This window comes from Ruegeria sp. AD11(2025) (assembly GCF_056542405.1).
On the sequence record NZ_JBQFZU010000005.1, the window covers coordinates 154,859 to 166,042 of the forward strand.

At 58.9% G+C, this 11,184-nt stretch carries 10 protein-coding genes; 5 read left to right on the forward strand and 5 right to left on the reverse strand.

What is annotated here, in order from left to right:
* Nucleotides 1–143 precede the first annotated feature (143 nt).
* From ACR1XY_RS07210 to ACR1XY_RS07230, 5 genes are all read right to left on the reverse strand, one after another.
* On the reverse strand, nt 144–2,108 hold the full coding sequence (locus ACR1XY_RS07210; RefSeq protein ID WP_480591429.1) for a beta-galactosidase: 1,965 nt from the start codon (nt 2,106–2,108) through the stop codon (nt 144–146).
* The gene (locus ACR1XY_RS07215; protein ID WP_480591432.1) at nt 2,105–3,748 is read right to left on the reverse strand and encodes an amino acid ABC transporter permease; all 1,644 of its coding nucleotides are present in this window, start codon (nt 3,746–3,748) and stop codon (nt 2,105–2,107) included. The genes ACR1XY_RS07210 and ACR1XY_RS07215 overlap by 4 nt, the downstream gene beginning before the upstream one ends.
* 65 nt (nt 3,749–3,813) lie before the next feature.
* Nucleotides 3,814–4,563 carry a basic amino acid ABC transporter substrate-binding protein gene (locus ACR1XY_RS07220; RefSeq protein WP_480591435.1) on the reverse strand — a complete coding sequence of 250 codons (750 nt, stop codon included), beginning with the start codon at nt 4,561–4,563 and terminating at the stop codon, nt 3,814–3,816.
* A 22-nt stretch (nt 4,564–4,585) separates the two neighbouring features.
* Nucleotides 4,586–5,632, reverse strand: coding sequence for a LacI family DNA-binding transcriptional regulator (locus ACR1XY_RS07225; protein ID WP_480591438.1), 1,047 nt, complete (start codon nt 5,630–5,632; stop codon nt 4,586–4,588).
* Nucleotides 5,632–6,384 carry a sugar phosphate isomerase/epimerase family protein gene (locus tag ACR1XY_RS07230; protein ID WP_480591443.1) on the reverse strand — a complete coding sequence of 251 codons (753 nt, stop codon included), beginning with the start codon at nt 6,382–6,384 and terminating at the stop codon, nt 5,632–5,634. The genes ACR1XY_RS07225 and ACR1XY_RS07230 overlap by 1 nt, the downstream gene beginning before the upstream one ends.
* Before the next feature lie 207 nt (nt 6,385–6,591).
* Here ACR1XY_RS07230 and ACR1XY_RS07235 point away from each other — a divergent pair, with 207 nt between their 5' ends.
* From ACR1XY_RS07235 to ACR1XY_RS07255, 5 genes are all read left to right on the forward strand, one after another.
* Nucleotides 6,592–8,670: a family 1 glycosylhydrolase gene (locus ACR1XY_RS07235; RefSeq protein WP_480591446.1), complete on the forward strand. Its 2,079-nt coding sequence runs from the start codon at nt 6,592–6,594 to the stop codon at nt 8,668–8,670.
* 38 nt (nt 8,671–8,708) lie between these two features.
* On the forward strand, nt 8,709–9,635 hold the full coding sequence (locus ACR1XY_RS07240; protein ID WP_480591449.1) for a carbohydrate kinase family protein: 927 nt from the start codon (nt 8,709–8,711) through the stop codon (nt 9,633–9,635).
* Nucleotides 9,636–9,651: 16 nt separating this feature from the next.
* Complete coding sequence (locus ACR1XY_RS07245) at nt 9,652–10,323, forward strand: D-lyxose/D-mannose family sugar isomerase (RefSeq protein WP_480591453.1); 672 nt, start codon at nt 9,652–9,654, stop codon at nt 10,321–10,323.
* A 114-nt stretch (nt 10,324–10,437) separates the two neighbouring features.
* Nucleotides 10,438–10,695: a hypothetical protein gene (locus ACR1XY_RS07250; protein WP_480591456.1), complete on the forward strand. Its 258-nt coding sequence runs from the start codon at nt 10,438–10,440 to the stop codon at nt 10,693–10,695.
* A 10-nt stretch (nt 10,696–10,705) separates the two neighbouring features.
* Nucleotides 10,706–11,179, forward strand: a complete 474-nt coding sequence (locus ACR1XY_RS07255) for a hypothetical protein (protein ID WP_480591459.1) — start codon at nt 10,706–10,708, stop codon at nt 11,177–11,179.
* The last annotated feature ends 5 nt before the right edge of the window (nt 11,180–11,184 follow it).

The window sequence follows — 11,184 nt, forward strand, 5'->3', positions numbered from 1 at the left end:
TTTCTCCCGTTGTTGGACTTTGTATTCTTTTTGTTATGTAAGTGCAGGCTAGACCTTTGATGCAGAGCTGTCAGTCCAAAAGTGACAGTTACCAGTTTTCTTAAGTCCAGTTTGCATTCACGCCCGTCAGAACCAGGATCAGGTCACGGCTCTGTCCAGACTGAGACACCATAGGGCGGGATTTCAGAAGTACCAACCAGATATTGACGATCCTCGGAACCGGGCAAGACCTGCGCAGTTGCACTGAAGTTGAAGGCAAACCACAGCTCACCCCGACGCGTGATGCGCACATCCCGGTAGTTTTCTGTCACGGGGATGTCTGCCCATCTCAGAGCCTCGGCCAGAACAGCCTGCAACAACGGTCCGTGCGGGATCATCGCCAGGTACATCGACCGATCCGACTGCACAATCGCCGGGCTGCCGTCGCGGTAAACGCTTGAAAAACGGGCTGTTACCTTATTCGCGGTTTCGATGATTTCGCGCCAGCCAGTGAACTCATGCTGCGTGCCGTCCTTCAGGCGCACCGATTCGCGGGCCAGATCCGGCAGTGATTCGACTCTCAGAATCCGGACGCCAGCCAGATCGGCCAACTCTCCGGGGGCAAGGTTCTGCGGCGTGTGCATGTCATCCGTCTTGCTGCCGGCACGGGCGCCGATCAACAGTTTAGCCAAACTGTCCCGCAGCCGTTTCGCCAGGTCTGGCGAGACGATCATGCTTTGCGGTAGCACGATCAACGCATAGCCCGTCAGATCGTCTTCAGGACCAACAAAATCCAGATCAACCCCTTGGGCGCGCAGCCCGGCATACCATTCACGAACGATCTGAGCATTCGGGAACGCGTCATCATGGGGCAGAATATCTGCTGCCCAGATGGACGCGTAGTCCAGCAAGATGGCCACCGGTGCCCGTTGGCGCGTGGTCGATGGTAGTGCATCACGCTCCTGAACCACCTGCGCCAGTTCCAGAGCGGCCTGATCCAGGCTTCCGTCCGAGCGCAGCAGTGCCGTATGAAACTGTTCTTGCGCTAATCTGGCCTGTCGCCAGCGGAAGAACATCACAGCCTGCGCGCCATGCGCGTAGGCCGCCCATGTCCACAAGCGAACCATGCCTTCGGCGGGGGAAGGGTTCTTTTCGGCCCAGTCCACCGGACCGGGTTGCTGTTCCAGTACCCACATGCGCCCTTTGCCCTGTGATCGGTAGAGGTCACAGTGAAACCCCTGATAGTCCGGCGCACCGGTGCGCAGGTTTCGACGCTTATCCTCATCTGACAGGGTCGACCCCAGCAGATTGCCCAGCGGATAGCTGTCGAAGCCGACGATATCCAGATCAGCAGCCACAGCGTGGTGGTCAAACTCAAAGCTGCCAGCCATGAAGTTATGGGTGATATCCCGGCCCGGAGAGTACTGCCGGAGGATGTCCACCTGTGCGCGGTTGAACAATCGCACCCGGTCCGAGGAGTAGCGCGCGAAATCCAGCGCGTGTGTCGGGTTGGGGCTCGCCACCAGGCCGTTGGGCAACTCAATCTGGTCAAAGCTGGAATAAACAGAGGCCCAGAACACGGTGCCCCATATCCGGTTCAGGTTTTCAATGGTGCCGTAACGCTCCGCCAGCCAACGCCGGAACCCGTCGCGGGCCGCGTCCGAGTAGCTGAGTACCGTGTCGTGGTCATTATATTCATTGTCTATCTGCCAAGCGCAGACATGAGGGTTTTCACCATAACGGCGCGCATACTCGGTGGCGATCCGGCAGGACTCGGCCAGATAAACATTACTCGAGAAGCAATAATGCCTACGGGACCCGAATCCTCTAACCCGCCCATCCGGGCCAACCGGCAAAATTTCCGGATACTCATCAATCAGCCATTTCGGCGGCGCAGCCGTCGGCGTGGACATCATCACGCGAAGACCGGCGCCCCCGAGAACTTCAATCACCTCATCCAGCCAGTCCCATTGGAACTGGCCGCGCTCGGGTTCGATCAAACCCCAGGTGAATTCGGCAATGCGCACCCAGTCGAGGCCCATCTCGACCATCAGCCTTGCATCCTCGTGCCAAAGCGACCGATCCCATTGCTCGGGGTAATAGCAAACCCCCAGTTCCAGTTTGCTCATCGGTCTTCCCTTGCCGTGCGGCGTTCGATCCATTTCAGGAAGCTGGCGCAACCCAAGGTGATCACCACGTAAAGGATGGCCGCGGTGTTGAACGGTGCAAAGGGCAGGAAACTGGCCGCCTGAAACTCGCGCATCCGTTGGGTCATGTCGCGGACCGAGAGGATCGACAGCAACGAGGTATCTTTGATCATTGCAATGAATTCATTGCCCAAGGGCGGCGTCACAATGCGCAGCGCCTGCGGTAGGATGATCAGTCGCGCGGTTTGCCAGCGCGACAAGCCGAGCGAGCCGCCCGCCTCAATCTGCCCGCGGGGGATGGCTTCTATGCCGGACCGGAAAATCTCGGCCATGTAAGCGGAGTAGCCCACGGAAATCGCAATGATCCCGCGCGTCATGTTGGTCATGTCGATGCCGCCACCAGTGGCATCCTTTACGGCCCCAGCCAAAGGCAGGCCGATATAGAGTATGATCACCAGCATCGGAATGCCGCGGATCGTATCGACGAAAAACTCGGCCCCCACCGCCAGCGGGTGCATCTTGTGCTGGGCTCCGCCAACGGTCAGGGTCAACAGCAAAAAACCAAAGACTGCAAAGGCCAGCGCCGGATTTCGGTATTTGTCGGGCAGGAAACTGGTCTGCCAGATCACCGGATACCCTTTGGTGTTTGTTCCGACGGGGACAAAAGCGCCGGATACGCTGTCCACGGTTTCGATCTGCTCCAGCGCAGCGGTCGCGTCGGGTGCACTGCGAATACGGTATTGCTGGTTCTCGCCCTCCTGAAACTCACCAAAGCGGATCATGTCCGCCTGAGCTTGCGGGGTACCGCGCACGATGGCGATACGGGCATCCAGCGTACCGATGAGTTCGTATTTCACTTGTGGCTGCATGAAGAAAAACGCGGAAATCGCCAGCAGGGCCAGGCTGATGCAGCCATAAGTGACGGTCGTGCGGGCCTTGGGTTTGAACGATTGCAGCCCAACCCAGATCAGGCCCAGAATAGCGGCGAAGATGTAGGCGAAGATGGCTGCGCGGAACGTGATCGCCACACCGGTAGCGAATTGCCAATGCGCCATGAACATCAGGTAGAACAGCACCGCGCCGGTCAGGATTTCAAACCCCAGTTGCACATAACCCCGCAACCCGTCGGGCAGGTAGGAATTCAAAAGGATTGCGGCAATAACAATTGCGTAGATCACCAGCATGATCTGCAGACCGGCCTGAACCTTGTCGACCACCTTTGGAAACAGCACCCAGGTTTGCGAAGACCTGTCGATCAGAGTCGATGTGTTCTCGCTGAGCGCGTGAAAGAAGACGGACTCGGCAAACGGCATCAGCACTTGCGGTGCGGCAAACCCCAGAATTGCCAACGCCATAGCTGCTGGCAACGCGGCCAGCGCCGTGAAACGCAACCATCCCGGCGCCTCCGGAAACCGAGCGTTGCGAGCGCAGAGATAGCCCAGAACAGTCACCGCCAGAATGACCAGAAACCCGACGAAAATCGGCCCGGCATCATTGCCAATCCCCAAAATTGCAACCAGCGACCGCAGGTATTTCGAGGAGGTGGCAAACAAATAGATGATGAACGGGGCAGCGGCGAGCAACACAAGGTTGCTCGGGCGGACCGAGCTTAAGCGCGACATGGGACCTCTCTGCTGATATGCGGCCCAGCCACCGGTGGTACCGGGCCGTTACGGGCCAGACCGGGTTATTCGGTGCCCCAGTATTTTCCGATTAACGCATCCAAAGTACCGTCGGTCTTGATCGCCGCCAGTCCTTCGTTGATGGCCTCAACCGTTGCGTCACCTTCCTGGAACACGATACCCAGCGGATCGGATTTCAGGCCGGTGATACCCACAGTCAATTCACCCGCGAACTCTTGTTCGTACGCTGCGGCCGAGGTGCCGTCGATGATGACGCCCTGCACATCCGCATTCTGCAACGCCAGAATCGCGGCCGAGAAGTTATCATAAAGGCTGACATTCTCGCGCCCCACCAGTTCCTCGGCCAGCTGCGCGTTGGTGGTGCCGGTCTGCGCTGCCAGTTTCTGACCACCGGCCTTGAAGTCGTCCAATGTCATGTCGCCATTGTCGACCTGCAACAGAATGGCCTGGCTAACCACGATGTAGGGCTCCGAGAAATCCATCGACTCTTCGCGTTCCGGCGTGATCGAAACGCCCGAGATCACCAGATCAAACTCCCCCTGCTGAAGCGCAGCAAAGATACCGTCCCAGGCAGTGTTGACGAAGTTCGGAACGCAATTCACTTTCTCGCAGATCGCATTCATCACATCCACGTCAAACCCTACGATCTCACCAGTCGATTCATCGACGGTTTCCATCGGCGGATAGGTGGCATCGGTGCCGATTTTCAGTACACGCCCCTCCAGATCGGCGGCGAAGACCGCCGGGGCGGCCATCGCGGTCAAAGCGGCTGCGGCCAGTAGTTTCTTGAACATCTTCATTACTCCTTCTGTTGGTCTATTTGACAGACGCCGTTTTCGGCGCGGGGGTGTCAGGCTGCCGCTTGATAAGTGTGGCCCTGATCTTTTTCTGGGTTTCGGACGGGTCAGCCCCGTCCAAAGCTCTCAACATGTACTCGCCCAGCAAGCGGCTCGTTTCTTCGATCGGCACATAATAGGTGCTGGGCGGCGGTACGAAATAGCGGCTAAGCTGCAGATCGTCGGTCGAAATCACCACCAGGTCCCGGCCAACCCGAATCCCGGCGGCATGGGCGGCAGACAACACGCCCAGCGTCATCGCTTCGTTGGCGCAGATACAGGCTGTGGGGCGGTTGGACAGCCGCATCAGCGCGTCAAAACTGCGCTGCCCGGTGCGCGCCGTGGTGGGTCCGTTGAAGACCAGGGCCTTGTCCGGCGCGATCCCGCCGTTGGTCAGGGCCTGTTCATATCCGGCTTGGCGTTGACTCGCATAGATCAGCTCGGCCGGAGGGTTGACCAACGCAATACGCCGGTGACCGAGCTGTACCAGCCGCGTAGTGGCATCGAAGGCAGCGACCTGACTGTCGAAATCGACATAGGCATGGGGTGTTTTGCTGTCACTCATCCCCATGGTCACAAAGGGAAACGCGTTTTGTTGCAGATACGCGATGCGTGGATCACCGCGCAACGTACCTGAGAATATGACCCCATCAGCCAGCCCATCCTGAACGATCCGCGCCAGAACTGTCATCGCGTCCGGGATATCCGCAACGTTGAACACGCTCATTTCATAACGCGATCCCTGTAAAGCCGAAGAGATACCGGCCAGAACGCGGGTGAACTCCACCCCTTCCCATTCCTCTGCCGCGTCCGGCGACACGCTGACCAAAACGGCAACGCGGTAAGATTTGTTGGTGCGCAGTTTTAACCCGTCCATGTTGACGCGATAGCCAAGCCGGGTGGCGGCGAGCTCAATCTCCTGCCGTGTTTTTTCCCGGACCGACGCTGCCCCGCGCAGCGCGTTCGAGACGGTGCCTACGGAATATCCCGTTTCTTTCGCGATGGACTTGATCGTCGCGCGCGCCACTACCCGACCTCCGCTGCAAGCTGTCGCATCAGGAAGGTTCGCCCCGTTCGCAAGGTTTCCGCGTGGTTTAGCGTTTCGTCATGTTCAACGAACAAATCAGAGCACGGGCTGCTTGCGAGAATGCGCAGCACACGGGGCCAATCCACCACGCCCTGCCCCGGATTGCGCCAACGCTCGTCCCCCTGACCTGCCGACGGTTCTGCATCCTTGGCATGGACCGAAACAATCCGGTCGGAATAACGCTGCAACAGTATTGCCGGATCTTGCTGCGAAACCGCCAGCCACCCGATATCGGGCTGCCAGTAAAGGTTTTCATGCGACAAAATAAGGTCCAGAGGCGTTTCCCCGGGGCGTCCGGTCAGGTCAAAATCGTGATTATGGTAAGCGAGGCACGCCCCATGCGCCACCAGCCGGGTAGCCCAAGCCGCCAACCGGCCCGACACGTCCATCCATCCCTCGGACGTGTCGGGCCGCGCCTCGGGTGACAGCCAAGGCATGACAGCCACCTGGCATTTCAATAGGCTCAACAGATCGAGAATCTCGTCAAACCGCGTTTCAAACTCTTCCCAGTCGAAATGGGCCGAGCGCACGGTTAAACCAGAACGTACGACCTGCCGCACCATGTCCCGAGGGGCCAGATCATGAAACCCGATCGTTTCGATATCTGTGAACCCGCAGGCACCAACCAGGTTAAGCTGGGACGCCAGATCCCCAACCTGCCGGACAGTATATAGTTGCGCTGCTATACGCATTTCCCGGGCTTATCCTGAATTGAAACGTTTCAATTAGGTTGAAACAGCTGGACCACACTTGTCAAGACAAGGGTTCAGCGGTGCATTCTTCGCCTGAGCCAGATGATTTTTCGCAATGATGTTTACCTTATCTGACGGGGATAACGATTCAGGTATTGTTAGCGCTACCATTTTTTGATATCGCCGACTTCATGAAACAGAACCAGAATGCCAAATAAACGGGCCGCAGCAGTGAATGCCCCACGTGAAACTGGAATGCCGGAGGTCAAGCTGATAGGTGGCACCCCTACCGGTCCCGCCCAACAGGTACTGATCATGCAAAACACCCGCGCTGATTTCCCCAAGGACTTCCTCTTTGGCTTTGCGACCTCTGGCGGTCACAAAAAATCCGAGCCGCAAGCCCTTGACCCTGTGCTTAAGGCCGGATTTGACTGCTATCGCTTTTCGATCATTTGGGCACATGTTCTGCCCGACGGCCAAGGATCGGTGAAACAGGCTGGGTTGGACGACTACGATCGCCTGATCGATACCCTGCTGGAACACGGCATTCGGCCCTGTGCGACGTTGTGCGGCAAGGAACTTCCTTTGGCACTGGCCGATCTGGGGGGCTGGCGAAACCGCGATAGTACGGGCTGGCTTGCCGACTATACCGAGACCATCATGAGCCGAATCGGTGATCGCATGTTCAGTGTTGCGCCAATAGATGCGCCTGCGTTTCTTGGCGATCTGTACCTTGATGCCACGGGCTCGTGCGACGCCCGCACCGCCGCGCGCAGGATGCATCACATGCTGCTGGCGCATGGCCGCTCAATTGAGGCAATGCGCGGGCTGGGCATGACCAATCTGGGAGTGGAAATCCCCCTAGCCTCGACCAAAAACCGTTGTCAAACCTTCGACCTGTTAAGCGGCATCTTCAACAACGCCTACCCAAAAAGTACGTTGACGGATTTGGAGCAGTACCTGCCGGAGGGCTGGCAAAGCGATTTCGACACTATCAGCACCCCCGTCGATTGGTGCGGGCTGAATTGCGACGCCTACGGGCAGATCGACCCCTTGGCCCTGACCCGGATCCAGAAAAAATACACGAAAGACCTGCCCATCTATCTCATCGAAACGGGCAGTTCGGAACGCCAACAGGGTTCTTCCGGGATTTTCCAGCATCTACAAATCGTGCAGAACGCTCTGGAGCAAAGCCTGCCGGTAAAAGGCTGTTTCTTCCGCACAACGGCGACAGACGTGCATACTCTGCGGCCAACGTTGGAAGGCGGCGCGGTGTCGCTGCCTCTCGCGCAGCCCACCGGTGTCATGCATGAACACTGGAACCTGGTCGCCGATATTGGCGGCACCAATACGCGACTGGGCGTGATCTCGGACGGCAAGCTGACCGACCTCCGCAAGTACCCCACAGGTGCCCTGCCCGAATTGCTCGAGGCGTTTCACAGCCTGCGCGACGAGATCGGCACAGATCCGCGCGCCGTCGTCGCCGCAGGGGCCGGGCCGGTGAAGGACGGAACCATCCGCCTGACCAACGCAAACCTCGATCTGTCCGAGAGTGATATCGGCAGGGCCACCGGCGCGCAGCATACCTTTGTGATCAATGATTTCACTGCTGCCGCATGGTCCGTTGCCGAAGTCACCGGCGACGATGTCGAAGTTCTGCAAGGGGCTACGACACCGCCCCCAGGCACAAGGCTGGTGGTTGGGTCAGGCACCGGACTCGGCGTCGGAGCCCTGCTTTTTTCGGAAGGGCGTTACCACACAGCATCGGGAGAAGGAGGCCATATCGGCCTGTCGCCCCGCCACGTCGATGAGGTCGAGATTTTCCGCGCGGCCCGCCAGATCGCTCCGGATTGCTTCTTTGACGATACTCTGGTGTTAGAGGCCGAAATGTTCCTTAGCGGCACCGGTCTGCCGATCCTGTACCAAGCCGCTGGCATGGCAGCCGGTCAGGCCGATACACCAGTGCGCAGCGCCAGAGACATTCTGGATGACGCCCGCGCGCAAACAGACCCGATCGCGGTGAGAACCGCCGATATGTTCACTGCTCACTTGGGCGCGGTCATGGGCGATTTGGCCGTCGTGCTCATGCCCACCGGTGGCATTTTCCTTGTCGGCGGCGTTGCCAAAAAAAACCGCTGGCTGTTCCAACAAGCATTCCGCGACGCGTTCAACGCGGGTGGCCGGTTCAGCGATCTGCGGCGCACATTCAACCTCTATGTGTCAGAACAGGACGAATTTGGCATTGTTGGCGCTAACAATTTCTGCAAAAGTGCGCTCGCGCGGTAGACTGACCGCCCGATCCCATGAATTAGAAAGGACCCGGCATGATCTTGTGCTGCGGTGAAGCCCTGATCGACATGATCCCCACGTTGACCGCTTCGGGTGATGAGGGGTTTGTGCCCCATTCGGGCGGTGCCGTTTTCAATACGGCTGTTGCATTGGGACGACTGGGGGCACCAGCCGGGCTGCTGACAGGCTTGTCTTCGGATATGTTCGGGCAACAGCTCGCCTCGGCCCTGCAGGCCAGCCATGTGGACGACAACCATGTGATCCGCTCGGACCGCCCAACGACGTTGGCCTTTGTGCAGTTGAAAGACGGGCACGCAACCTACAGCTTCATGGATGAAAACTCGGCCGGGCGGATGCTTTTGCCCGAGGACATGCCAAACCAGTTACCAGCGGTATCCGCACTGTACTTCGGCGGGATCAGCCTGGCCTGCGAACCCTGCGCGGATGCTTATGCCGCGCTTTTGGACAAACACGGGGCGGATCGGGCGGTGATGATTGATCCGAATATCCGTCCGGACTTCATCAAGGACCAGACCCGTTATCGCACCCGGCTCAACCGGATGATCGCGCAGGCGGATATCGTGAAGGTCTCGGATGAGGATCTGGACTGGATCGTCCCTGGCCCCGAAAGCATCGCCGAGAAAGTGCCTCTGCTGCTGCAGGCAGGACCGGCCGTTGTGATTGTCACCCGGGGCAGCGACGGCGCGTCTGGCTATCTGGCGGATGGATCCGAAATCTCGGTCCCCGTTCCACCGGTCGAGGTGGTGGACACGGTCGGTGCAGGCGACACATTCAACGCTGGCGTTCTGGCTGAACTCGAACGTGCGGGCCACCTAAACAAACTCGCCCTACACGCCCTAACTCCCGACCAACTGCGTGCAGCCCTCTTAAAGGGTGCGAAAGTCGCCGCCGTCACCGTATCCCGCCCCGGGGCAAATCCGCCTTGGGTGCACGAGCTTTGACCCTTGTGAGACCGACATGAAACGATCCGACATCAATGCCATCAAGACCGAGGCCGAGGCCTTTATACGCTCATTCGGTGCGGTTCTACCGCCCTTTGCCAACTGGCCTCCGGAACAGATGCGCAGCGACAAGGCCGCCGGCATTCGCGAGCGCGGGTTGGGTTGGGATATTACCGATTACGGGCAGGGCCGCTTTGACGAACTTGGCCTGTTCCTATTCACTCTGCGCAACGGCGTAGTGGGCGATCTGAATAACGGCCGGGGGATGCTCTATGCGGAAAAACTGTTGGTCTCACGCGACAAACAGCTGTCGCCGATGCACCGCCACATCATCAAGGCCGAGGATATCATCAACCGGGGCGGCGGCGATCTGGTGATGGAAATCTATGCCTCGGACGCCGAAGGCGGCATTGACCGCGATAACCCCGTTATCGTGCCCAGCGATGGCTGCCCGGTCACGATCAAACCCGGCGAGCTGCTACGCCTGAAACCTGGCGAAAGCGTCACCCTTATGCCTGGCATCTGGCACGCGTTCTGGGCCGAAAAGGGCGATTGCCTGATCGGAGAGGTCTCGACCGTCAATGACGACCGCACCGATAACGTGTTCGAAGATCCGATCCCGCGGTTCGCCACCATCGAAGAAGACGCCGCGCCCGATTTCCTTCTGGTCGCGGACTACTATTCCTGAAAAAAGATAAGTCCCTTTTCCTAAACCGGAAAAGCGCATTAACATGGTCCTTGAAGCCGGGGTTGAGGGTGTTAGCCTCAACCCGCGCGCACCCATTGCAAGAGGACCGGTCCCATGGTCACGAAAGCCGAGCTTGAAGCCCAGGTCGCCGATCTGCGCCGCCAATTGGACGAGCAAAAGGCGGCCAGCCAACAGGCACCTGAACCAGAGCCGCATGACACAGTGGCCGACAGAATTGCTGAAAACTTCGACAACTGGTCCGGTCAGTTGGAAGAAGCCCTGACCGAATTGGAAGACTTGCCGCAAAAACGACCGATCCTGTTTGCGCTTGGTATTTTCACGCTTGGCTATTTGCTAGGCCGGTCCCGGTAGGAGCCAGATCATGAGCCGCATTTCCCGCAATATCTCGATCATTCTGCGCGCCGAACGGCTGATCGCGCAACGCCATGTGGCGGTGGCCGCACGTCGCACCGGTTTCTATGCCGCAGCGGGGCTGGCCGTAGGGCTGGCGGTCATCATGCTGAATGTGGCCGGGTTTTTCTGGCTGTCTGCAATCCTGTCAAAACCGCTGGCGGCCCTGATTATGGCCGGGGCCAACCTGCTGCTGGCGCTGATCCTTGCGCTGGTGGCCAATACGCAGAACGCGCAGGCCGATACAACGGCGGCGGTGGAGCTGCGCGACATGGCCTTGCAGGACATCGAGACCGAGATCAAAGACACCCTGTCCGAGGCGCGCGGCACCGTAGCAGGCCTCAGGCGCGACCCGCTGGGCGCGCTGACGCCCGATGTCATCAGCACGATCCTGGGGATGTTGGTCAGATACGCCCGGCGGCGAAAAAACAAGCCGGACCAATAGAGCGT

Bases quoted from the DNA above. Each gene is read 5' to 3' on its own strand.
- ACR1XY_RS07210 (WP_480591429.1), bottom strand. From the start codon at position 2,108: ATGAGCAAACTGGAACTGGGGGTTTGCTATTACCCCGAGCAATGGGAT.
- ACR1XY_RS07215 (WP_480591432.1), bottom strand. From the start codon at position 3,748: ATGTCGCGCTTAAGCTCGGTCCGCCCGAGCAACCTTGTGTTGCTCGCC.
- ACR1XY_RS07220 (WP_480591435.1), bottom strand. From the start codon at position 4,563: ATGTTCAAGAAACTACTGGCCGCAGCCGCTTTGACCGCGATGGCCGCC.
- ACR1XY_RS07230 (WP_480591443.1), bottom strand. From the start codon at position 6,384: ATGCGTATAGCAGCGCAACTATATACTGTCCGGCAGGTTGGGGATCTG.
- ACR1XY_RS07235 (WP_480591446.1), top strand. From the start codon at position 6,592: ATGCCAAATAAACGGGCCGCAGCAGTGAATGCCCCACGTGAAACTGGA.
- ACR1XY_RS07240 (WP_480591449.1), top strand. From the start codon at position 8,709: ATGATCTTGTGCTGCGGTGAAGCCCTGATCGACATGATCCCCACGTTG.
- ACR1XY_RS07245 (WP_480591453.1), top strand. From the start codon at position 9,652: ATGAAACGATCCGACATCAATGCCATCAAGACCGAGGCCGAGGCCTTT.
- ACR1XY_RS07250 (WP_480591456.1), top strand. From the start codon at position 10,438: ATGGTCACGAAAGCCGAGCTTGAAGCCCAGGTCGCCGATCTGCGCCGC.
- ACR1XY_RS07255 (WP_480591459.1), top strand. From the start codon at position 10,706: ATGAGCCGCATTTCCCGCAATATCTCGATCATTCTGCGCGCCGAACGG.